Source organism: Candidatus Chlamydia sanziniae, assembly GCF_001653975.1.
GTDB lineage: Bacteria > Chlamydiota > Chlamydiia > Chlamydiales > Chlamydiaceae > Chlamydia > Chlamydia sanziniae.
The window spans coordinates 37196-59734 of record NZ_CP014639.1 but is presented as its reverse complement, the minus strand read 5'-3'; the positions used below and the strand labels follow the sequence as shown (position 1 = coordinate 59734).

The following is a 22539-nucleotide window of genomic DNA, read 5'->3' as shown; positions in this document are numbered from 1 at the left end:
GATTAAAGGAATCAATGTATCAAAATAGCGCTTTAGACTTAACACATGCTGTAGTTTCTGGTGAGCTGACAGCAACGGAAATTACACAATATTTTTTAAATAGGATCCAACAAGGGGAAGAAGAAATAGGCGCTTTCCTTTCTTTGTGTGAAGAGCGGGCATTAGAAAAAGCCGCAGCTATCGATGCCAAGCGCACACGTGGGGAGAACTTAGGAAAACTCGCAGGTGTGCCTGTAGGAATTAAGGATAACATTCATGTAGAAGGTTTATGTACTACATGTGCATCGCGTATGTTAGAAAATTATCAGGCTCCCTTTAACGCCACTGTCGTAGAAAAAATCGAAGCTGCAGATGGAATTATTTTGGGAAAACTCAACATGGATGAGTTTGCCATGGGATCGACAACGCGCTATTCTGCATTTCATCCTACACACAATCCGTGGGATGTATCTCGAGTCCCCGGGGGGTCTTCCGGGGGCTCTGCAGCTGCCGTAGCTGCAAGGTTTTGCCCCATAACCTTAGGTTCAGACACCGGAGGCTCTATCCGCCAGCCCGCCGCTTTTTGTGGTGTGGTAGGATTTAAACCTTCTTATGGGGCTGTATCCCGCTACGGACTCGTAGCTTTTGGCTCCTCATTAGATCAGATCGGTCCTATAGCTACTATAGTTGAAGACATAGCTCTCATCATGGACGTCTGTGCTGGCAAAGATAGTAAAGATGCTACCTCACGGAAGTTCTTCACAAGCTCTTTTACAGAGAGCTTATCTCTTGAGGTGCCAAAACTTATCGGTATATGCCGAGGATTTTTAGAAGGCCTGTGTGACGATGTAAAAGAAAATTTCTTCTCCTCACTGGCGATTTTAGAACGTCAGGGAAGTCACATCATAGACGTAGACTTAGACATTGTGAAACATGGAGTTGCCATATATTATGTCATCGCTTCTGCAGAAGCAGCGACGAATCTTGCGAGGTTTGATGGCATCCGCTATGGCTTGCGTTCGACGGACGCGCATACGGTGCGTGAGGTATATGAGTTATCACGTCATGAAGGTTTTGGAAAGGAAGTCATACGTAGAATTTTGTTGGGAAACTATGTTCTCTCTGCAGATAGGCAAAATGTATATTATAAAAAAGCTACAGCAATACGAGCAAAAATTACACAAACATTTGCTATTGCCTTTGAAAGATGTGACGTCATCGCAATGCCTGTCTGTTCTAGTCCTGCGTTTAAGTATGATGAGATCTTAGATCCAGTTTCGTTGTATTTGCAAGATATCTATACTGTGGGTATGAATCTTGCGTATCTTCCTGCCATTGCTGTTCCCTCAGGTTTCTCTAAGGAAGGACTTCCTTTAGGATTCCAACTCATCGGCCCACAAGGCAAAGATCAGCGCATATGCCAGGTAGGTTACAGTTTTCAAGAACATGCGAAAATAAAAAACCTCTGTGCTGAAAAATTTGCCCAACCTCTCGACAAAGGGAATAAATAATGGATACTACCTATGCAGATTGGGAAGCCGTTATTGGACTTGAAGTCCATGTTGAGTTGAATACAACATCGAAGTTATTCAGTTCTGCTCTAAATCGGTTTGGAGATGAACCTAATACCAATATTTCTCCTGTATGTACAGGCTTGCCTGGCTCTCTACCTGTATTGAACAAAGCTGCTGTGAGGAAAGCTGTACTTTTTGGCTGTGCTATCGAAGGGGAAATCTCCTTGCTCAGTCGTTTTGATAGGAAATCTTATTTTTATCCCGATAGCCCTAGAAATTTCCAAATTACCCAGTTTGACCATCCTATCGTGCGTGGGGGTCGGGTAAAAGCTCTCATCCATGGTGAAGAACGTTATTTCGAACTAGCACAAACACACCTGGAAGATGACGCAGGCATGTTAAAGCATTTTGGAGAATTCGCCGGTGTAGACTACAACCGTGCCGGAGTACCTCTCATAGAAATTGTCTCGAAACCTTGTATGTTTTGTACTGATGATGCTGTTGCCTATGTCACAGCACTCGTCTCCCTACTCGATTACTTGGGAATTTCTGATTGTAATATGGAAGAAGGCTCCGTTCGCTTTGACGTGAATATCTCTGTCCGCCCTAAAGGATCCCTAGAACTTCGGAATAAAGTAGAGATCAAAAACATGAATTCTTTTGCTTTTATGGCACAAGCTCTAGAGTCAGAGAAACGTCGCCAAATCGATGAGTATCAAGCACAGCCAAATAAAGATCCCCGTACTGTTGTTCCTGGAGCTACATATCGCTGGGATCCGGAAAAGAAAAAAACGGTACTCATGCGTCTTAAAGAACGTACGGAAGATTACAAATATTTTGCCGAACCAGATCTTCCTATTCTTCAGCTTACAGAGGCCTATATTGAGGAGGTAGGTAAGACACTTCCTGAGCTTCCCTATGATAAATATCAGCGTTATTTAGAAACATACGGTCTTGCCGAAGACATCGCGCAAATTCTTATCAGCGATAAACATACAGCAGAATTTTTCGAAGCTAGTTGTCTTCATTGCAAAAATTATAGAGCATTATCCAACTGGGTGACAGGAGAATTCGGAGGGCGGTGCAAACTCCGAGGGTTAAAGTTGGCTTTCTCAGGGATTCTACCCGAAGGTGTTGCTGAACTTGTGAATGCTATTGACAACGGAACAATAACAGGAAAGATCGCCAAAGATATCGCCGACATCATGATGGAGTTTCCAGGAAAAAATCCGAGGAACATTTTGGAAGAAAATCCTAGCCTTCTTCCTATGACGGATGAAAGTGCCTTACGTACAATTATCATTGAAGTCGTCGGCATGTATCCAGAGTCTGTCTCAGACTACAAAAATGGAAAAACAAAAGCCTTAGGCTTCTTAGTTGGACAGATTATGAAACATACAGAAGGAAAAGCTCCTCCTAAAAGAGTCAATGAACTTTTGCTTAACGAACTTAGTAGGGATGAGAAAAAGTCATAACAAAAGATTTTGCTTTTAGGAATCCAGAATTCACTTAATCTTCATCACTTTTTATATCTTCATGAAAGGGATTCAACTTTGGGTTATATGGTTTGGGGGAAGGGTTTCTCTTCTTTTCCTGTTCTTTTTTCGGATTTTTTTCACTAAAAGGATTAGTGTCGTCCTCAGAAGTGTCGTTATCTTCTTGTTGTTGCTTTTGTTGGTGTGAGTCTTTTGTGGATGAGGAGGTCCTTGAGGAAGGAGTCACACGAATTCTTTTTTGAAAACCCGTTCTTTCGAATGGTTGAGAGAGGAAAGGAGTTGTGGTAGGAAAGTTCCCGGGGTGAGTGCTGGGGGAACTGTCTAGGGGATAAAAGTTTGAAGAAGAAGATGGATCGGAATGTCGCCTTGACGAGAAATTATGTCTGTTTGTCTGGGGGGAATCCCCTGATCTTATGATTTTGGTTTCTGTAGTGTCTGTATCGGAATCGGAGCTTGGTGGTTGTATTATCACTGCATTATCTCGATCTGTTTTAGGACCGTGATGGATGAGTGCTTGTGTCTGGTGTTTCACATTCTTCTTTCTTGCATGCCGCCTTGCTATTCGATTCTGCTGTTGGCGGTGAGCAGTGCTAGCATAGTCTTTTTTCTTCTCTTCGTCGATTTTTTTCTTATCTTTAAGCTTTGGAGTGGCAAGGATGGGTTCCGCGGAGGACTCCATTTTTTTCTGAATTTTTCGCAACATTTCCATACGAAAATAGTTTAAAGTGATCTTATTTAAAGTTAAAAAGAACAGGCCTATAGTTAGGAACCCCATGATGAATTGGGGGTTGGCAAATACTAATGCCGTGCCTCCAGCACTGAAATATGCAGAGGCTATAAGAACAGCAGCAATTCCCAGGACGATAATAGGGAGGAGAAGTGCCGTGATAATGTCAGCGATCTTTTTTGCTTTTGGTGTAGAGGCTATGTCAGAGACGAGGAGAGTAACGCCTAACGCTCCCATAATGAACCCAGGAATAAGGGCATAGAGTAGTAATCCATTTCCTTGTGTGGCAATGAGGATAGAAATAATGGAGATAATCGCAATAGCAATCAGGCAAATATCATAGACATACTTTAACTTGGGATAACGATCAGGAGCCGTTAAAAAGGAATTCCATCGGCTTGCCGATGAGGTTTTTAAGTGTTGTGTTATTCCCTCGGTCTTAGGTTGCTCAGAAGGAACAGAGGCGGCTCTCTGGGGGGAATACAAAGGATTGATAGGATATTGACTCATATCACCAACTACAGGTAGAGATGGTAACAGTTGTTTAAGTTCTCCTAAAAGCTTAATGAACTGTTAATTATTGTTTATAATGAATAGAGATTGATTATAACATGTTGCCATTATTTATTCAGATTAGTTTTATCTTTTTGTTCTCTATAATTATTTTTTAGCGCTTTTTGCTGGAAGTTTAAGTAAGATCTTAACATAAGTAAAGCAATATAAATTTTTCTTGACATTTTTTCCGCAAATTCCTATCATCCAACAAGTTCTTCTTCAGAAGTCAAAGGAACGTGATCAGAAGCAACCACAGGCCATGGATGGACCTTTTCCTCAGGTTCCTTAGGTAAAGGAAATAGATTTTTGTGTACCTGAAATAGCGTAGCACTCGTACCTACTGCAATAAGAATACCCAAAGTAAGGAATACAACTTCAGGAGGAATGAAGATCATACTGAAGATTGTAGTAATAAATAGCGCAAGGACAAGTAGGCTAAGCAACCATGCAATGAGATAGGGCAATGTTTTCAGGAAGCTTTTTGTTTTGATTCCTATCCAAATAGCCCGGATCGGTAAAGAAGTAAGGGCAAAGGCAGAGGCTAAGGGTATAGTAAGGATCTTCAAGGGTCCTAAAGCCACGGTAGAAATAATCTCAGCAGCTAATGCCACTTTAGGCCAATGTGCAGCGTAGTGTTGAGCTTTGTGGGCTAAAATGCGTTCCGGCATGATACAGTCAAGATACAGATTAGCACCTTGGTTGAAAATACTACATAAACTCATATCTGCCTAAGATAGATGATTTTAAGTAAAGAGCTTACAGTGTAAGTAGTCTAGTGTTTTTGAACAATGGAAATATCTAGTAAGCTTGGGCTTTGCCCTTAGACTAAGAACAAAAAGATAGGAAAAAAGCTTTGAGAAGAAAGCAGGACACTTAGAATGTTATCTTCGCTGAACCACCAAAAAATGCTGAAGATTTGAAAGGATAGATAAGTTTATTTTTATTGTGGTCATTAGCAATGGAAATATCTTTCCCCAAAGACCAGCCATAAAAGCCTTTAATGAAGCTTCCCGACCAAGGGGTGAGCTTCACATTCCCTTCAATTTCACGACCTTGGTATTCAAAGATGCCTTGAGAGTAGATCGATTCATTTTTGTGAAGTTTTTTACGAAATCTTGTTAAACGGTACGCAGCCCCCAACTGACAGACTGAAGTGGCGTGATAATCAATAGAAAAATTTATAGGGTAAATGCAATTTACTGTGAGCTTATCAGTGGCTCTGTAACTTGCCCCTGCAAGAGGCCACGCTTTTTCTTGATGTAATCCAGTTTCGTTGATCACACCAAAAACAAGAGAAAGCTTGCCTGTAGCTTGGTATTTTCCAGAAAGGACAGCTTGATAAAGACCATAGCTTGCTTCGATATTTTTAGGATCGAAGAGACCGGAGCACATGATAGACCACTGCCAGTTCTTCATGGATAAGGTATAGGCTCCTAAGGAAAGCAAGATATAGTTATAGTAAGACGCATCCTCAAAGATAGATACTCCTACAAGTTCGGGACCCAGGGGCACTACAGGATGAGAACTTTTCCAGTGGATAGCAGCTCCTATGTATCCTGTGGAGAATAAAAAACCCGACTGCGTTGTTATGGGAAGAGTACATAAGAATGTAGCGTCATGTTGGCAGTATCCTAAAGTTTGCTCAGGGAACTTTTTAAATTTCGCATCATGAATTTTTAGGTATTGTGCCTGACAAGAAAAAGGACGTGGAGGGGGATTTTCACACGTTTCTTGATCTATGCCACAGATGTCTTGAAAAATAAAAACCGGAGAGGAGAATATATGGCCCACAAAAGTAACTATATGGAATAGGAGTTTGAACATCGTGTAGATTCTCCAACTTTGTGGAGGATACAGAACTCTCTAAGTAAAGAACTTTGCATCCTTGTTGCTTTGTGCAAGAAAAAACAAAGTATAGTGAATTTAGGGATTACTATCTAACAATTTTCCTTTTTGAAAGTTTCTCTAGAGGCTCTTATGTACTAAGAAAAACATCCGCTATAACTTTAAATTTTTATGCTGATTTCTGAAAAGGTCTTGAAATGGGTTTTGCATAACTTAGTAAGGATGTCACGACCATGTTCTCGTAAAATTGCTTTTCCCACAGCGTGCACTCGAGAGCCCGCTCCTTTAGGGAGTAGAACTTTATAGAAACTTTCAAGTTTAGCTATTGTAGTAATAAAAGCTTCCCGCGCTAAGATTGAAGCAGCAGCAACGACAACGTCTTGTTCAGCATGAGTTTTTTGTATTAGCGTAATGTCTGTATTTTTTTTCTTTAATGCTTGTAGAAGAGTGTATTCTGAAGCAGCAAATTGATCTGAGATAGCAAAGACTTCACCTGCAGGTCGTGGAGCAAGATTGTCGATAACTGTGGCGTGACCCCAAGCTAAAAGAGCATTGAGGTTTTGAAACTTCGTATAGAGTTCATTATATTTTTCTGGATAGAGAGTGATGACATCATAAGTACAAAAGGAACGTATTGTTTTAGCTAATGAAAGGATTGTGGTGTCGCGTAACGTTTTGGAATCTTGTACTTTAGTATTATAGAGCTTTTGTAAATTCTCAACATTGACGCCATAAACTCCCGCAATGCATAAGGGTCCGAAAAAATCTCCTTTCCCCGATTCGTCGACGCCTATACGTGGGCGAAGATCTTTTTCTATAAGGTTATGAGTAAAGGTATACAGAATCTCTGGCTCTAAGAAGAACTCAATAAATTCTTGAGAGCCTTTACCTTGAACAACAAGTTTCCCTGAGGTGTATAGAGTACAAGTCACTAAAGAAGAGCGAGCTTGGAATACAGTGTTTTGTGGTTGAGAAAAGTTAAAACCTTTTTCTTCGAGTTTTTCTTTTAGAAGAACCTGAGAGGAAAGCGTTAAGGTAGTAACAAAGGGTGTCGACATAAAAAATAGCCTATCAATTCCAGGCTAATCCTTGCAGTATTGCTATTCTTAAGTAAGAACTCAGCTTGTAGGAGTGTTTAGCCCTAGATTTTCCTATCATTTATACTGTATAAGAAGGACGATTTCCAAGTACAAATTAAAGAGCATTCTATATATTTTTATAAATACCCGGAATGCAATGTAGTATAGTATTTTTCTTGCTATGTTGTCAGAAGAGCAGGAGGAGAGTCTTATTGGAAAAGTCGGAGCTGTATTCGTCTTTGAAAGAATTAGATTAAAGAGGGCAAAGCTATCCTATGAAACAACATATACATAAAGAACTTCTACATTTGGGTGAAGTCTTTCGCACATGTCGCGAATCGCGATCTCTGTCATTAAGGGATGTGGAAGCCGCGACTTCAATACGTTACTCTTGCTTAGAGGCTATAGAACAGGGATATTTGGGAAAGCTCATTTCCCCTATTTATGCACAAGGATTCATTAAGAAGTACGCTGCGTATTTAGGGTTGGACGGAGAAAATATTCTTCAGGAACATCCCTACGTCATGAAAATCTTCAAAGAATTTTCCGATCATAATATAGAAATGCTTCTAGACCTTGAGTCTATGGGAGGGAGGAACTCTCCAGAAAGAGCTATCCACTCATGGGCAAACCTCTGGTGGGCAGGGCTTATTGTTGTCGGTGGCATGGCATTATGGTGGCTAGGGTCGCTATTTTCTATTCTTTAGTTTAATTTTGATCCATCTCCTCCCCAAAACCACATGCGCATAGATTAACCTAAGAATATATGTTGAGTTTTTATTGCTTGTTGTAGTAGTCGTTCTTGCTCTTGAGGATTCCAACAAACATCGTTATTGTCATTGTCATCTGATTTAGGGGTTGGCCCTAGTGTAGCACCATCTGAATGATCTGTAGAAGAAAAACCACAGTCAGCAACTAAAGATTCTAGACTACCACCCCGGCCGGTTTTAATTTTGTCACTGATTTTTAACTTCATTATCAATTGATTTAATACTTTTGTCCAAGGGTTATTCAGATCGTCAGGGTCAAATGGTGTTTCCCCACTTAAAGGATCTAGAGGGAGGTATCCCTGAATAAGAAGACATAGCAGAAGAAGTGAGTTGAATACATTTAATTCGAGGCTGAGTCCTACGCCAGGTATCGTAAAGAGATCCGTATGGTCATGTATAAGTGCTACTAAAGCTTTCAAAAGAGTTGCGACTACGGATTTAGCTCCAACATGTCCTAAAGGACCCTGATAGCTAGGATCATAGAGACATGTAACTTGAAGGTGAGATAAATTTTTCTCTAATTTTCTAGGATTTAACTTACATGTAGAACGGCAATCTGGATTGTAGTGAGAAGGAGAAATATCGGGCACGGAAGTAGGAGCGGTAGGCTCCCCTTCTCCTGGGGAGGGAGGCTGTAGAATCCAACATACCGGGGGTTCTCCTGGTCTAGGGGATATTTCCGCCTGTCTTACGGCAGACACGAGGGGGCTATCAGGATTTGGAGCTTTACCTGAATCGCTTAATAGTTCCGTTAGCGTGTTTCCCATATTCTTAGATACCAGTGACTTCAGGTTCCCCTGTGCCTGCTGACAAGCATTTTCTAATTGGTTCTTTTCGCTATCAGAGAGTGGGCGTCCTTCGGCCTGTACCTTCTCACAGATACCTGAGCATTTGCAGAGGGCCTGATAAAGACAAATGGGCCCGAATTTTTCTCTCAAACTTTGCAAATACAATGCTAGAGAATCCTCATCAGGAAGCATGGGCGGATTGAGAAGACAGATACAACAGCAATGCCAAAGCCAGTTTAACCCACGAGGACAAGTTTCCTCACACCAAGGAGAACAAGTGTCATCACAATACCGCCCGGTGCGCTGTACTTGGTTCGAATTAAGTAAGTTTGATAATATCTTTCCACCCCCAGATATTATATCCAATAGGGTGGTCTCTCCCAGCGAAAACCCGAATTCCCTAGTTCTTGACTTCGGTTGTTGAGTTACGGGTTGAAGAGGTATGTTTTCCACCTGCTCAGGATTATTGTCGTGTTGTTCGCGATAATAACAATCTAGATTAGGAAATCCACATGACATGATTATTTCTCCTTGAGAATTTTTTTAGAAATCTTGGTGAAAATAGGCAAAAGCTTAACTGACCTGTTCCAAAATATGGTACAATCTAACTGAATATTTGTGAATCAAGTTGTTGATATTGAGTGGAAATGACGAGCTCTCTACAAAAAATACAACTAGGGGAAAGAAATTTCTTTTTATATTTTCTGGTGTACAAATTCTTACAAAAACAGCGGTTTAAACTTACCTGGCTTTTAAAGCGATTCATTGTCTAGAGGCTTCTGAAGAAAGACGTAAATTGAAAAATTTTCTAAAAATATCCTGAACAACCGAGTTTAATGTTCCCTATAGGTTTGATTGAGAGGTTGATCAACTCAGCGGGTCGCCATAGAGACCTAAGAATAACGAAGTTACATGTTGTGAACATTCTAGAAGGCGGTATTCTAGAGTTGTATCTTCATCTTCATCGCTGCTTTCCTCTGACGTTATTAAATTTACATTTTTTTTAAAATTTTCAGCAGGTGTTAATGTCTCAAAGCTAAACTTACGCGATAAAACACATTTAGAGCGTGTAGACAATAAGCGCTGCGAATGGTAGCAATATTGCATTTGTCTAAATAACTTCACAATAGGATCAGCGGGATTATTGTGCTCTACTTGAGATAAGCCTTTCTGATCTAAAGGAACGTAGCCTAGGCCTATTAAGAGAATAACGATTGTGTTCCTAAAATCACAGAGATTATAAAAGAGGCTTCCTCCTGAGGATGAGTCTTTGCTTACTTTCTGTAGGAAAGTATTCATCATGCATATTAGTAGATAAGAGAAAGGACCCAAAGGACCTGTATCTCCTGTTTTTAGGTTCATGACTTGTAAGTTTTCTAGATATTTTTCCAGTGGTTTTGATTTGTATTTTGTATATCTACATTGAGTATCTGTTAATATGTTTTCTTCTTGAGAGAATATTGCTGTTGCTGAGCCTGTGGAAGAGGAGGGCTGCGCTGTTGTAGGGGAAGGCTGTTTTTCAATTATCCAACAGTCAGGTATGGGAGGGGAGGGCTTTTTAGGATGCTCCCAACTTCTTCCTGCTATGACTTCGAGGCATGTTCTTATGAAAGGACTGTCTAGTTCAAGGGCCGATACGCTTTCAACTCCTTTATACCAGAGGTTCTGGGTACATTGTAATAAAATCCCTTGAAGGCCATCTTTAGTATCTTGGCAACACTGGTTAAAATTCTCTATTTGCTCTTCTGTTAGGGAAGTTCCATCTAGTGTGAGTTTGCGTAGGTTCAAGCGCATGCTTTTAGCAGCTGTATTAACAGCAACCGGACCATACTTTGTATTGAAGTTGTTAACTACTTCAGGAACATTGCTTGTGGGATTCATACAACAGTTCTTATACAATCCACAAATGAAACGTCCGAAAAAACCACAATGCCTATCACATCTGTCTGAGCATGTATTATAATCGCAACCCTCACTTTGTGTTTGCAGGTCGTCTTCAGTTGACAGGATACTTTGCATTGCTATTCCTGTATTCTGTATTGCTTTGATTAAGTTTTCTTTAGTTTGCAATTGTGGTTTTTTGGTTACTTTTCTTGAAGAAGGTTGTGGTGTTTGTACAGAGGAGCTTGTCCCTTCTCCAGGATCGTCTTCTATTATTGTTGTAACTGGCATCCATCCACCCCGGCGGCAGTCCTTAATTTGCATCCATTCATCAGACGGGTCCTTAAGATGATAATACAAAGAATGATGATATATAGGATAATGCGGGAAAACCATAGTACACCCCCTTTAAAAATTGTTTTAGTTTATTTCACTATTGTTAGACGCTTGTGTTTGTTAGCCCGTTATTGGATATAACAAGCTATGGATTTGCTCGGGAAGAACAACGAGAAATTTCTAAGCAAGCTTTGTTATGAGAAAGTAGAGAGGCCAGGTTCATAGGCCCCGTTGTTTTTGTCCCAAAGTTTTTTAGAATTTTCTAACCGTCTCTTTATTAGAGTAAGGCAGAGAAAATTAAGGTGGAGCATTTTCTAATGTATAGGCTTCGTACATGAAATAGCTGTCCAGAATGACTGGGAAAAGGGCGAGAGCATTGTCTACATATATTTTGGGCACTTTCTTTGAAATTTGAATAAATTGAAGCAATGATTTTGTAAAAAATTTTTTCAAGTCCATACTGTTCCTATATTTTTTATAAGATTTAAGATTGCTGTTGGAATTCAACCACCAAAAGAAAAAGTTTTGTGCTTTCTATGTTAAGGTTTTCTCTTAAAATTGTTTAAGATTTCTTGATAACGTATCAAGAAAATAAAAGCCTAGACTGGATTTTTTCTTATTGTTTTTTTAAAAAAAATTTATAAACTTTGGGTCCTGGATTTGCTTATGGGTGCTTATGTTAGGATTTCGAAAACAAATCGCGAATTTTAGCCTAATAGTCTTCGGAATTGGTAACATACTCTGCGCTCCTATAGAAGCAAGTAATGAAAACAAAAAAATTTCCATATCAATCATCTATTCTTTTAACCAAGTCTTTCCTTATCTGAAACATGAAGATAAAGACACTTTGATTTGTTTTGATGTAGATCGTGGGTTATTGCAACATCGCCATTTTGGAAGTCCTGCGTGGTATGAGCAACGCCGCGTAAAATTAACACAAATCTATAAAGATGATGTTGAAGCCCAAAAACGTACAAGAGAAGAACAACTCGCTATAGATACTTTTCGAAAGAGAGTATGTTTAGAGAAAACCATTCCGCAACACTTCGCCACCCTTATTCAAGACTTTCCTTGTCGCGTATTGGGAATCTCTTTTCTTGGCCCTAATGCTGTTTTTACTACCATTCAAAGCTTATTACAACAGAAGTTAGATTTTTCTCAAAATTCTGTGTCATTGGTAAACTTCTTTTTAGAAACTTTTCCGTTGCCTTCAATGTCCGCTCTATTTTATCAAGGTGTGCTTTTTTGTGCTAGAACTTCAGTAGAAGATGCTTTCCAACAGCTAAGGACTCAGTTGAACCTCACTGTGAAAAAAGTGATTTTTTTGAGTGATGATCCCGGAGTCATTCGAAGTTTGGGTGCGGCTTGTGTGAAACAAGGATTAAAATTCATAGGACTCGTGTATTACCCAGCCACTGAGAGCCTTTTCTCTTATAGGTATCCATATTCTACAGCTGCTGAAATGCAGGAGAGACAGGCTCTGGAGATAATTTCAGATGAGATCGCACAGTTAGCGTTAGATTCTCTTCCTAGAAATAGTTAAATAGTTATGATTCAAAATAAGCCCTAAACATTCTCTCTCTCCCCCTGAGGATGTTTAGGGCCCTTTTTTCGATGCTCTATTCTCGAAATTTAAACAAAGAAATCCCTGATTTCTAAGATATTCTTGCTTTATAAAAAAAATATTTGCTCCTAAACTCCATCCCTATACAATGTCGCTGTTCATATTGCGATGATATATTATGCGATGTTGTCTTCTGATTGCCTTAGGAATGTGTTTATGTCGTGAACCTCTTGTTGAAGCTACGATAATCAAAGTTTCTGATATTCAAGTAGTGCATAGGTATGCAAAAGAAGGCAGTTTAATTTGCCTTGGTATCGATGACTCTCTAGTATTTCCTAAGCAGATGCTGGGGCAAACAGTGTGGTTCAATCATAGAAATCAGGAATTGATGGCTGATATGACAGCCGCTAACGCTAAAGAGAAAGCATTGTGTGAGTGGATGGGAATTGTTTTTTTAGCAGATTATGAACTTGTCCATCCCCAGGTTTCTTCTTTTTTTTTACAATTAGCATCCACGTCGGCCTATATCTTAGGAATCTCCATACGCCCACTTCCTCTTGTAAGTAGAACGTTAAGTGTTTTGCAGTCTTTGGGATTAGACTTCACTTCTTGCACAGCAATACAAAAGAGCGAGGGAATCATTCCTCATGTCAAAACTCAAGATACGCCTATGAAAGTGATGACAATAGAAAACAACGTTTTGTTTACAGGAAGCATGATTAATGGTTTATCTATGGATGAAGTGCTAACAGCTTTCTTAGATACATTGTCAGTGTATCCTAAACAAATTGTTTACGTAGATTCCGATGAGAATCGCTTGAAATCTGTAGAAATCGCCTGCCGATGGGCAGATCTTTACTATGTAGGGATACTCTATACCCCGGCAGTAAAACGCGTAGAAAACTATGATGCCAGGCTTACTGTCATCCAGTGGGAGCAACTTCTGAAGTGTTTTTCTGATGATTACTATATGATGTTGTTAAATTCTATAGCACCCTCTGTTATTGGAAACATACCTGAATAGTTTTTTTAATCATCAACTTGAAAATGGTACACCTTATTGCTTACCTCAAGTGTCTTCATTGTGTTAAGTTCAGGTTTTCTCTAATGTTATTTGGTAGGTACAAGGTTCGGAAGAGAAGGGATTCGAACCCCCGGTTCCTTACAAGAACTTCTGATTTCGAATCAGACGCATTCGACCACTCTGCCACTCTTCCTTAGGCTCCAATGTAGTGTAGAGAATCTTGGTGTAGGAAATCAAGAGAAAGCCATTTTTCTTACGCCGCAAAATCTCAAGAAAGGGGATGCGTATTCTTGTTTTTCATTTAAGGAGGAGACTGTTGCTTAATGTATTTATGTTTAGGGCATTATATTTTTCAAGCTCTTCTTTATACCGAAAAAAGGGACTAGAAATGGTTAGAGATTTCTAAATAAAAGATTTATTAAATAATAATAGGATATTTATTTAAAAAAGATATTAAAAGTGTATTTTTTAATTTAAAATAGAATATAGACTTTTACTTTTTTATTATACCATGTCCGAACCCTTGTATACGAATAAGCTCATCGCAGAAAAATCCCCCTATTTGCTTCTCTACGCTCATACTCCTGTGAATTGGTATCCTTGGGGGCCCGAAGCTTTTCACATCGCAGCAATTGAAGATAAACCTATTTTTTTATCTATAGGTTGCACACAATCACGGTGGTGCAGGGTTATGCTCCAGGAGAGCTATACAAACCCTGAAGTGGCTGCGATGTTGAATGAGTACTTTGTTAATATCAAAGTAGATAAAGAAGAACTTCCTCACATTGCTAAGCTGTATTGTGATTTGGCTCAGATGCTTTCAGTATCTGGAGGACAGCAAGAGGGAACTGCTTGGCCTTTAAATGTTTTCCTCACACCCGACCTTTTGCCTTTTTTCTCTATAAATTATATCGGAGTGGAAGGAAAACTTGGCCTTCCCTCATTTCCCCAAGTGATCGATAAACTCCATTTGATGTGGGAAGATAGCGAAGAAAAAGACATGCTTATTCATCAGGCGATGAAAGTTACGGAAATTGCCTCATTCTTAGAGGGATGTTTCAGAAAGGAACTTTTAGAAGAGAGCGCGTTGCGTCAAACTGTAGAAGCTTTATATCACGATATCGATGGTCATTATGGAGGCATAAAAGCCTTCCCTAAACGTACTCCCGGATTATTGATAAGATTTTTTTTAAGATATGGAAATGAATATCAAGATAGCCGTAGCATATTTTTTGCAGAGCGCTCTTTAACTAGGATTGCTGCAGGAGGAATTCGAGATCATATTGGTGGTGGGGTGTATACGTATACCATAGATGATAAATGGTTAATTCCCTGTTTTGAAAAACGCCTTATAGATAATGCTCTTATGGCTTTGAACTATTTAGAAGCTTGGGCCTATACCAAGAGAGAGAGTTATTACTCTATAGGACAGCAGGGGCTTTCCTATATCCTTTCAGAACTTTATGATGGGGACGTAGGGACATTCTATAATTCGGAACAAGCGGAAAACTGGGGAGGTGAAGCAAAAAATTTCTATACATGGTCAGGAGAAGAAATCCGTAATGCTCTAGGTCCTAATGCTGAACTTTTCTGTGAATATTATGGCATTTCCCGTGAGGGATTCTGTAATGGAAGGAACATTCTTCATATCCCCGCGCATATTGAACTTAAGGAAATTGCGGAGAAATATCATTGTTCTGTTGAAGAATTTGAAGAGATGCTAGAAAAACTCCAAGGAATTTTAAAAAGTCTTAGAGATCGGAGAACTCTTCCATTAAAAGATGATCTATCGTTGTCTTTCAATAATGGTTGGATGATTTATATTTTGGCTCATGCAGGCCGTTTGCTGGGAGAGTTTCATTATATCCACATTGCGGAGAAATGTGGAAAGTTTGTCCGCGACTCTCTATACAAGCATCCTACTCTATTGCGTCGGTGGAGAGAAGGCGAAGCCAAGTATCGGGGAGGGTTAGAAGATTATGGTGCTTTAATCCTAGGTTCGTTGGCTCTCTACGAATCTGGCTGCGGAGCTTGTTGGTTGAGTTTTGCAGAGGAACTTATGCAGGAAGTATTGATTTCTTTTCGTGCAGAAGGCGGAGGATTTTACAGTACAGATGGACAGGATACCACGTTGTTAATTAAACAATCTCCTTTTGCTGATGGAGAGTCCATCTCGGGAAATGCTTTGGTATGTGAAGGGCTACTTTCTCTTTATCTCCTTACAGAAAAAAAACATTACTTTACCCATGCTGAAGAGATCTTACAGCTCGCACAAGCCTATTGGCATACGCATAAATTTTCCTCTCTAGGTCATCTTCTGGCAGCACAGAATTACTTTTCCCGACAACATAAAAAAATTCTTATTTCCTTGGGAAATGAACACGATCGCAAGGCAATCTTCCAGTGCTTTTCCGGACTTTTTCTTCCCCACATTTCCATAGTCTGGATGACAAAAAAAGACAAAGACATTTTAGAAACCGTCCTTTCCAAATATGAACACAGTCTCATTCCCCAGGAAAACCAAACCACTTCTATCCTTTATGTTTTAGACGCGAATCAAGGAAGAAAGTTTCAAGATCTTGAAGCTTTCCGTAGGTACCTAGCATCATCTTAAAGGTTCTCTTTCTTTCTCCAAGCAGGGAAAGATGCTTCTCTAAGTGGTCAAAATTTGGATAATCCCTTATAGTAAGTCCTTAGGTAGATGAAAAATCCAAGGTAGTAAGTTATGAAATTACAGCAAACCCTGAGTATCCTGTCTTTAGTGGGTCTGATCTGTTCGCTGGGATTCCCCATAGGATACAGCAATGAAACTTCTGCAGTGTCTTCAAGTTATGAAAATGTATTTGACTCTAAGAAGGAGGCTGATCCCTCAGGGCTAGTCATCCATAACCGCGTTTTATTTAAAGTTAATGAAGACCTTGTCGTCACTACATTAGATGTGATCCAAAAGTTAAACCTGCTTTTCTATACTTCTTACCCTCATCTTATAGATTCATTTCCTGCACGCTCGCAATATTATACGACTATGTGGCCTGTAGTCGTAGAGTCTGTAATTGACGAGTTTCTCATGGTTGCGGATGCAAAAGTTAAAAAAATCGGTATCGATCCTACAATTGTCAACCAGGAAATCGAAGAGATATTTGGTAGAGATCTCTCTTCTTTCTATGTCCATTTTGATATGACTCCCGAAGACATTTTTAAGGTGATGGAACGTACACTCACAGCACAAAGGGTTGTGGGAATGATGGTCCGTTCTAAGGCGATGTTGAAAATAACCCCGGGAAAAATTCGTGAACACTACAACCAGCTATCTGAAGAGGCTGCCCAAACCCCTGTATGGAAATATCGCGTAGTTACCCTTAAGGCAAACACAGAATCTTTAGCCAGCCAAATCGCGGATAAGGTGTTCACTCGGTTGAATGAAACAAAGACTTGGGATAAAGAACGTTTATCTGCTTTAGTGCTTTCTCAAGGCGGACAGATGGTCTGCTCCGAGGAATTTTGTCGTAAGGAACAGGAACTCTCGAAAAGTCACAGAATTGCATTAGAAGAAATTTCCTATCCCGACAAGCTTTGTAGTCTTCCTAGGGCACACAAATCTGGATTTAAGATCTATGTGTTGTTAGACAAATCTATAGCTTCTATAGAATCTTTGGATGTTATGGAACCTAGGATTAAGCAGCATCTTTTTGTTATGGAGGCCGAAGGTCTAGAGAAACGATATAAAGAGAAATTACGCAACCGTTATGGTTACGATGCCTCTATGATTGCTAAACTGCTTTCTGAAGAAGCTCCCCCCCTCCTTTCCCTGCTTTAGGAATCTTTACATGTCGAGAAGTTCTCGTGAGAAGTTGTGTCGCTTCCTTACCGAAGCACAAGGGAAACCAAAAAAAGGATTGTCACAAAATTTTTTAGTCGATAAAAATATTGTGAAGAAAATTGTCGCCACATCTCAACTTACACCTGGAGATTGGGTTCTTGAAATTGGTGCTGGATTCGGAGCTCTTACAGAAGAACTTATTTCCCAAGGCGCTCGCATTGTAGCTTTGGAAAAAGATCCACTATTTCTTCCCGTGTTGGAAGAACTTCCACTTGTTTTTGAAATTATTGATGCCCGTAAATATTCGCTTAACGATCTTAAAAATAAAGGCTGGGAAGGAAAAGGAAGAGTCATAGCTAACCTTCCTTACCACATTACTACGCCTCTACTTACAAAATTGTTCTTAGAAGCCCCTCACCTATGGACTACCTTAACAGTCATGGTGCAGGATGAAGTTGCCAGACGCATTACTGCACAACCCGGAAGTAAGGATTATGGTTCTTTGACTCTCTTTCTGCAATTTTTTGCTGAAGTGCGCTATGCGTTTAAAGTGAGCCCTTCCTGTTTCTTCCCTAAGCCTCAAGTTTACTCCGCTGTTATCCATATGGTGGTAAAAAAGATATTTCCATTGCCTGAGATGCTCTTAGTCCCTTTTTTTGCTTTAACCCGAACTGCTTTTCAGCAACGAAGAAAGCTACTTACAAATACCTTGAAAAATCTCTATTCTAAAGATGAGGTAAGTCGTGCACTTCATGAGCTTGGACTTCCTGAAAAGGCCCGTCCTGAGATTTTGAGTCTTCATGATTACCTCACACTCTTTCAGTTTCTACATTCTTTGTGACGCATTTCTCTGCAAGAGAAACTATCTACGGAATTAGAAATATAGGCCAGTAGGACACGCATATATTTTGTGTTATCATGATTCCCACGCTAAAAAAGCGAACTTCTTAGTATCTCTGACTGACTGGCTGAAAACAAAATTAGACGTGCAATTCTCCGAAGATATGCTTTTTTGTTCGGAAGTTAAAATATGTCAAAATGCGGTTAAGTATGCTGACTTCATCAAGTCCGACAGTTTTCAGTAAACTTTCTTTATCTCCATGAGATAGGAATGTATCGGGGAGCGCGAAATGAAGAAGGTCGACTTTGAAACTACATACTGCAACAAAATCATTAAATTCTGAAGCAAGCCCTCCATGGATTACGTGTTCTTCTATAATGACAATTTTTGTATGATTCATGAGTAGCAAACTGAAGAGGTCTTTGTCTAAAGGCTTTATAAAGACAGGATCAATGACGGTAGCGGAAATACCATAGGCGAGAAGCTGATGTTTAATGGATAGAGCAGTGAAACATAAAATCCCTAGGCCAATAATTAAAATATCTTCGCCTTGTGAGAGAATCTCTGCAGTCCCCGGGGAACGTAGAAGGCGTGCATCAATGCTGATGGGGTCCTGAAGAGAGGCAGGTACATTAGGATAGCGGATCGCACAGGGAGCACACCATTGGAGTGCAGAGTAGAGCAATTGTTGGAATACAATGCTGCTTCTAGGTTGGGAGATAATCATGCGTGGCATAGCACGTAGAAAGCTCATATCATAAATCCCATGATGACTCCGTCCATCATGATAGGCTAACCCCGCACGATCAATAGCAAAGATTACAGGAAGATCTTGCATACACACGTCATGGAAAACATTATCTAAAGCACGGTGTAAAAACGTAGAATATATAGAGCAAATCACGGAGTTGCCAGCTTTGGCAATTCCTGCGGAGAAAGTGACCGCGTGGCCTTCAGCAATGCCTACATCAAAAAAACGCTCAGGGAACCGCTTCTTGAAATCCTCAAGGCATGATCCCAAAGACATTGCTGGCGTGACGATATGAAGACGTGGGTACACTTCTCCAAGTTCGCAAATTGTTTGTCCAAAGATATTAGGGAAAGAAGCTTTAGGCTTGACAATGGGAAGGTGTTTTGTAGGCTCTTGAACATTAAAGTTGGTGCTGACACCGTGGTATTTCGTAGGGTTGTCCTGAGCTTGCTCCAACCCTTTGCCTTTTGTTGTGCATACATGCAGTACAATAGGAAAAGGAAGGTCGCGCACTGCTTGTAAAATAGTAACGAGTTTTTTTAAATTATGTCCGTCCACAGGTCCGACATACGATAATCCGAATTGCTCAAAGAGTGGAGCAGGACAGAAAAAATTCTTAAAGGATTGGGAGATTTTATGGCTGCGCTTAGCTAGGTTATCACCATAACGGGGAATTTTAGTCAGCCACTTCTCAATTTGTTTTGTGAGTTTATTTATCGTAGGATGATGAATCCACGGGGAGAGAATCTGCGACATTACTCCAACGTTCTTGGATATTGACATGTTATTGTCATTCAAAATGACAATAAATTTCGAAAGATCAGCAGAGATATTATTTAATGCTTCTAGCGTAAGACCACAGGAAAACGCAGCATCGCCAAGAATAGGAATGACATGGGTCTGGGATTCTTTCAGGGTGGTTTTTGCTATTCCCATAGCTAGGGATAACGCTGTTCCTGCGTGACCAGAAAAAAAAAGATCGTGGTCGGTTTCTAAAGGATTGGTAAACCCACTCAGACCCCCGTCATGGCGAATGTTGTCAAATTTTGACGTGTTCCTTCCTGTGAGGAGTTTATGGGGATAGGTTTGATGGCCTACATCAAAGATAAATTTATCTTTTGGAGAAGAGAATACATAATGTAAAGCAATGGTGAGCTCTACAATTCCTAAGTTAGATGCGAGGTGTCCCCCTGTCTGTGCTAATACAGAAAGAATACGTTCACGAATTTCCTCAGCTAACTGTGGCAACTGTGTTGCTGAAAGCTTTTTAAGATCTTTAGGAGAAAATATTTGATCTAAAAGAGGAAAGGATCGCATGCTCGTTGCTTTAACTATTCAAAATTCATAGAAAATATTTGTACCACAGGACTCCCTAAAGCATCTTTAACAAGACCTCCATCAGGTTGCACAGATAATAAATAACATTGCTGATCTTTGCGTAAAGCCCTATTCAAACTTTGATAAATCAAAGAAAACATTTTTTCATATGTAGCCAAAGCTATGTCAAGGGAGCCAAGAGTTTCGAGAGATTGTTCCAGAATCAGTATCTCTTGTACAGAATCTATGGAATCACATTGCGCCATGCTTGCTTACCTAAGGAACAAGGGTTTCCTCCTCATGAGTAGAACCTTCGTGGCGCCTATCCGACAACTCACGAACTCTCTGTTCTACCTGGCGGATTCGAGATTCGCAAATGCGCATTAAAACATCAGCTTCTTCATAAAGTGCCAAGGAAGCATCCAACGAAGTTGTAGACTGATTCATTAAATCTACAATTTCTTCTAGTCGCTGCATGGCTTTTTCAAAAGGAATTTCTTCCATAGCTAAGACTTCACAGATGTAAAACTAGAGGTTTCTATCACAGTAAGGAGAGCTTCTCCATCATGTAGCTGCACTCTTATACGAGCATCTAATTTTAAATTACTCACGGAAATAATAGCGGATTGGTCTTTAAAGTCAAAGAGCATTGCATATCCTCGTTGTAAAACATTTTTCGGATTTAACGAGTAAAGATTCTCTCTAAGTGCATGGTACCAAGCACGATACACTTCGTTACGTCGCTGCCAAGCCAGAGTAAAACTTTCTTTTACATTGGCATAATGTTGCTTCTGATTCTGTACGATATGGGTAACACGGAAAGCTAGCCGTTTATTTAACAAGGTTACAGTGTGTTTATGAGCAAAAACTTCTTGTTTCAGAGTCTCTTGTGCATGTCTGAATAAAGCTTGTTTATGTGCATAAGCTTGTTGTTGATAGTGTTGGTGTCTTAGAAGAGAGGAATGTAATTGTTGCTGCCAAAGAACGAGTTGTTGTGCATAACGTTGGGGATGTCGAGGAGCGCTACAACTTTTTCTCAATTGAGAAAAAGCTGCGCGGATAGAAAAAAGTTTATGATAAAAGGCTTGAGATAACATCTTCTGCAAATCGCGCAGACGGTAGCGTGTTTTAGAAATCAGATCTCCTTGTAGCCAACGTGATATGTGTTCATAACGCTGAAGGTAATAGACTACCTTGCTTTGCATTTCCTTGTTTACGGCAAGCTCTACATAATCGAGCTGTTGTTGTGCTGTGCGGTAAAACTCAGCACGTTCTAGAAATCGTCGCCAAGGATACAGCTGTTGTTGTTTTGCACTGAGAAATTGACGTGAATGGGAAAGTACATGGCGTAAACATCCCTCTAAAATTTGAATATGCTCTTCACTACTTTTACAAACGATCTCAGCAGCAGCAGAGGGAGTCGGAGCTCTTACATCCGCAGCAAAATCACATAGGGTATAGTCAGTTTCGTGACCCACAGCAGAAAGAATCGGTACATCACTTGCATGAATTGCCTTAACAACGATCTCTTCATTAAATGCCCAAAGATCTTCAATGCTTCCGCCCCCACGAGCGAGGATCAGTACATCGGCAAGACTTTCAGTATTCATGACCTCAATGGCTCGGGAAATTTCTCGTGCTGCTAAATCTCCTTGTACAGTAACAGGATAAATTAAGATTTTGTAATTGTAGGCACGTCGTGAAAGTATCTGCAAAATATCTTGAATAACGGCACCTGTGGGACTGGTAATGATTCCAATGCATTTGGGAGCAAGAGGAAGAGGTTTTTTCTTCTCCTTAGCAAAATAACCTTCTGCAGTAAGACGCTTTTTCATTTCCTCAAATTGTTGCAGAAGATCTCCTTCTCCTGCATACACCAAAGCTTGAGCAATAACTTGGTATTGACCTCGTGGAGCATAGACGGAAAGTTTGCCGTGGATGATAACAGCATCCCCATCTTTAGGACGACGATCGTAGTACTTACTTTTAAAATGAAAAAAAGCACCATGAAGAAATGCTTTGCTGTCTTTAATCCCAAAATAGAGGTGTCCACTAGGCTGTAAAGAGACATTGCTAAGTTCTCCCTTTACAACGATATGATAAAAATGAGATTCAAGCAGAGTCTTTATGGATTCTGTTAGATAAGCGACAGGTTGAGTAGGTATGGACATGAATAACTCTTTGGAGCACGCCACTTAATTAATGGTAGAGTACTTTGTTATAGAAAACTATCAAAAAATCATCAATCCTAT

At 40.0% G+C, this 22539-nt stretch carries 18 protein-coding genes and 1 tRNA gene; 8 read left to right on the top strand and 11 right to left on the bottom strand.

Going from position 1 to position 22539, the window contains the following annotated elements:
• The first annotated feature begins 14 nt into the window (after positions 1-14).
• Both gatA and gatB read left to right on the top strand, forming a co-directional pair.
• On the top strand, positions 15-1490 hold the full coding sequence (gene gatA, locus Cs308_RS00270; RefSeq protein WP_066481242.1) for an Asp-tRNA(Asn)/Glu-tRNA(Gln) amidotransferase subunit GatA: 1476 nt from the start codon (positions 15-17) through the stop codon (positions 1488-1490).
• The gene (gatB, locus tag Cs308_RS00265; RefSeq protein WP_066481240.1) at positions 1490-2968 is read left to right on the top strand and encodes an Asp-tRNA(Asn)/Glu-tRNA(Gln) amidotransferase subunit GatB; all 1479 of its coding nucleotides are present in this window, start codon (positions 1490-1492) and stop codon (positions 2966-2968) included. Before gatA ends, gatB begins: the two co-directional genes overlap by 1 nt.
• Positions 2969-3002: 34 nt before the next feature.
• Here gatB and Cs308_RS00260 read toward each other — a convergent pair whose 3' ends face one another.
• From Cs308_RS00260 to rnhC, 4 genes are all read right to left on the bottom strand, one after another.
• Positions 3003-4226, bottom strand: coding sequence for an IncV family inclusion membrane protein (locus tag Cs308_RS00260; protein WP_066481237.1), 1224 nt, complete (start codon positions 4224-4226; stop codon positions 3003-3005).
• A 245-nt stretch (positions 4227-4471) separates the two neighbouring features.
• A complete protein-coding gene (locus Cs308_RS00255; protein WP_066481235.1) occupies positions 4472-4993 on the bottom strand; it encodes a DUF5422 family protein in 522 nt (173 codons plus the stop codon).
• 151 nt (positions 4994-5144) lie between these two features.
• Complete coding sequence (locus Cs308_RS00250; RefSeq protein WP_066481233.1) at positions 5145-6095, bottom strand: hypothetical protein; 951 nt, start codon at positions 6093-6095, stop codon at positions 5145-5147.
• A gap of 182 nt (positions 6096-6277) precedes the next feature.
• Positions 6278-7174 carry a ribonuclease HIII gene (gene rnhC / locus Cs308_RS00245; protein ID WP_066481229.1) on the bottom strand — a complete coding sequence of 299 codons (897 nt, stop codon included), beginning with the start codon at positions 7172-7174 and terminating at the stop codon, positions 6278-6280.
• Between the two features lie 296 nt (positions 7175-7470).
• Between rnhC and Cs308_RS00240 the strand changes: the two genes are divergently transcribed.
• Positions 7471-7902 carry a helix-turn-helix domain-containing protein gene (locus tag Cs308_RS00240; protein WP_066481227.1) on the top strand — a complete coding sequence of 144 codons (432 nt, stop codon included), beginning with the start codon at positions 7471-7473 and terminating at the stop codon, positions 7900-7902.
• 44 nt (positions 7903-7946) lie between these two features.
• On the opposite strand, the gene Cs308_RS00235 is transcribed toward Cs308_RS00240, so the two are convergent.
• Both Cs308_RS00235 and Cs308_RS00230 read right to left on the bottom strand, forming a co-directional pair.
• Positions 7947-9272, bottom strand: a complete 1326-nt coding sequence (locus tag Cs308_RS00235; protein WP_066481225.1) for a hypothetical protein — start codon at positions 9270-9272, stop codon at positions 7947-7949.
• Positions 9273-9620: 348 nt separating this feature from the next.
• On the bottom strand, positions 9621-11030 hold the full coding sequence (locus Cs308_RS00230) for a hypothetical protein (protein ID WP_156506717.1): 1410 nt from the start codon (positions 11028-11030) through the stop codon (positions 9621-9623).
• Positions 11031-11646: 616 nt separating this feature from the next.
• Here Cs308_RS00230 and Cs308_RS00225 point away from each other — a divergent pair.
• A complete protein-coding gene (locus tag Cs308_RS00225) occupies positions 11647-12513 on the top strand; it encodes a DUF2608 domain-containing protein (RefSeq protein ID WP_066481221.1) in 867 nt (288 codons plus the stop codon).
• A gap of 199 nt (positions 12514-12712) precedes the next feature.
• The gene (locus Cs308_RS00220) at positions 12713-13558 is read left to right on the top strand and encodes a DUF2608 domain-containing protein (protein WP_066481218.1); all 846 of its coding nucleotides are present in this window, start codon (positions 12713-12715) and stop codon (positions 13556-13558) included.
• Between the two features lie 107 nt (positions 13559-13665).
• Here Cs308_RS00220 and Cs308_RS00215 read toward each other — a convergent pair.
• Positions 13666-13751: transfer RNA gene (locus Cs308_RS00215), tRNA-Ser, on the bottom strand.
• Positions 13752-14069: 318 nt separating this feature from the next.
• Between Cs308_RS00215 and Cs308_RS00210 the strand changes: the two genes are divergently transcribed.
• The 3 genes from Cs308_RS00210 (at position 14070) to rsmA (ending at position 18219) form a co-directional block, all read left to right on the top strand.
• Positions 14070-16172 carry a thioredoxin domain-containing protein gene (locus tag Cs308_RS00210; protein WP_066481215.1) on the top strand — a complete coding sequence of 701 codons (2103 nt, stop codon included), beginning with the start codon at positions 14070-14072 and terminating at the stop codon, positions 16170-16172.
• 111 nt (positions 16173-16283) lie between these two features.
• Complete coding sequence (locus Cs308_RS00205; RefSeq protein WP_066481212.1) at positions 16284-17375, top strand: hypothetical protein; 1092 nt, start codon at positions 16284-16286, stop codon at positions 17373-17375.
• A gap of 10 nt (positions 17376-17385) precedes the next feature.
• Positions 17386-18219 (top strand): 16S rRNA (adenine(1518)-N(6)/adenine(1519)-N(6))-dimethyltransferase RsmA, encoded by an 834-nt coding sequence (gene rsmA / locus Cs308_RS00200; RefSeq protein ID WP_066481210.1) that lies wholly within the window; start codon positions 17386-17388, stop codon positions 18217-18219.
• Between the two features lie 139 nt (positions 18220-18358).
• Here rsmA and Cs308_RS00195 read toward each other — a convergent pair whose 3' ends face one another.
• From Cs308_RS00195 to xseA, 4 genes are read right to left on the bottom strand one after another with little or no spacing between them, the layout of a single operon-like run.
• Positions 18359-20287: a 1-deoxy-D-xylulose-5-phosphate synthase gene (locus tag Cs308_RS00195; RefSeq protein ID WP_066481208.1), complete on the bottom strand. Its 1929-nt coding sequence runs from the start codon at positions 20285-20287 to the stop codon at positions 18359-18361.
• A gap of 14 nt (positions 20288-20301) precedes the next feature.
• Positions 20302-20553 carry a hypothetical protein gene (locus Cs308_RS00190; protein ID WP_066481207.1) on the bottom strand — a complete coding sequence of 84 codons (252 nt, stop codon included), beginning with the start codon at positions 20551-20553 and terminating at the stop codon, positions 20302-20304.
• A gap of 10 nt (positions 20554-20563) precedes the next feature.
• Positions 20564-20791: an exodeoxyribonuclease VII small subunit gene (locus Cs308_RS00185; protein WP_066481206.1), complete on the bottom strand. Its 228-nt coding sequence runs from the start codon at positions 20789-20791 to the stop codon at positions 20564-20566.
• Positions 20792-20793: 2 nt separating this feature from the next.
• Positions 20794-22458: an exodeoxyribonuclease VII large subunit gene (gene xseA / locus Cs308_RS00180; protein WP_066481205.1), complete on the bottom strand. Its 1665-nt coding sequence runs from the start codon at positions 22456-22458 to the stop codon at positions 20794-20796.
• Positions 22459-22539: the final 81 nt, after the last annotated feature.

Excerpts from the sequence above, each read along its gene's own strand:
- gatA (WP_066481242.1), top strand. The coding sequence starts at position 15 with ATGTATCAAAATAGCGCTTTAGACTTAACACATGCTGTAGTTTCTGGT.
- gatB (WP_066481240.1), top strand. The coding sequence starts at position 1,490 with ATGGATACTACCTATGCAGATTGGGAAGCCGTTATTGGACTTGAAGTC.
- Cs308_RS00260 (WP_066481237.1), bottom strand. The coding sequence starts at position 4,226 with ATGAGTCAATATCCTATCAATCCTTTGTATTCCCCCCAGAGAGCCGCC.
- Cs308_RS00255 (WP_066481235.1), bottom strand. The coding sequence starts at position 4,993 with ATGAGTTTATGTAGTATTTTCAACCAAGGTGCTAATCTGTATCTTGAC.
- Cs308_RS00250 (WP_066481233.1), bottom strand. The coding sequence starts at position 6,095 with ATGTTCAAACTCCTATTCCATATAGTTACTTTTGTGGGCCATATATTC.
- rnhC (WP_066481229.1), bottom strand. The coding sequence starts at position 7,174 with ATGTCGACACCCTTTGTTACTACCTTAACGCTTTCCTCTCAGGTTCTT.
- Cs308_RS00240 (WP_066481227.1), top strand. The coding sequence starts at position 7,471 with ATGAAACAACATATACATAAAGAACTTCTACATTTGGGTGAAGTCTTT.
- Cs308_RS00235 (WP_066481225.1), bottom strand. The coding sequence starts at position 9,272 with ATGTCATGTGGATTTCCTAATCTAGATTGTTATTATCGCGAACAACAC.
- Cs308_RS00230 (WP_156506717.1), bottom strand. The coding sequence starts at position 11,030 with ATGGTTTTCCCGCATTATCCTATATATCATCATTCTTTGTATTATCAT.
- Cs308_RS00225 (WP_066481221.1), top strand. The coding sequence starts at position 11,647 with ATGTTAGGATTTCGAAAACAAATCGCGAATTTTAGCCTAATAGTCTTC.
- Cs308_RS00220 (WP_066481218.1), top strand. The coding sequence starts at position 12,713 with ATGCGATGTTGTCTTCTGATTGCCTTAGGAATGTGTTTATGTCGTGAA.
- Cs308_RS00210 (WP_066481215.1), top strand. The coding sequence starts at position 14,070 with ATGTCCGAACCCTTGTATACGAATAAGCTCATCGCAGAAAAATCCCCC.
- Cs308_RS00205 (WP_066481212.1), top strand. The coding sequence starts at position 16,284 with ATGAAATTACAGCAAACCCTGAGTATCCTGTCTTTAGTGGGTCTGATC.
- rsmA (WP_066481210.1), top strand. The coding sequence starts at position 17,386 with ATGTCGAGAAGTTCTCGTGAGAAGTTGTGTCGCTTCCTTACCGAAGCA.
- Cs308_RS00195 (WP_066481208.1), bottom strand. The coding sequence starts at position 20,287 with ATGCGATCCTTTCCTCTTTTAGATCAAATATTTTCTCCTAAAGATCTT.
- Cs308_RS00190 (WP_066481207.1), bottom strand. The coding sequence starts at position 20,553 with ATGGCGCAATGTGATTCCATAGATTCTGTACAAGAGATACTGATTCTG.
- Cs308_RS00185 (WP_066481206.1), bottom strand. The coding sequence starts at position 20,791 with ATGGAAGAAATTCCTTTTGAAAAAGCCATGCAGCGACTAGAAGAAATT.
- xseA (WP_066481205.1), bottom strand. The coding sequence starts at position 22,458 with ATGTCCATACCTACTCAACCTGTCGCTTATCTAACAGAATCCATAAAG.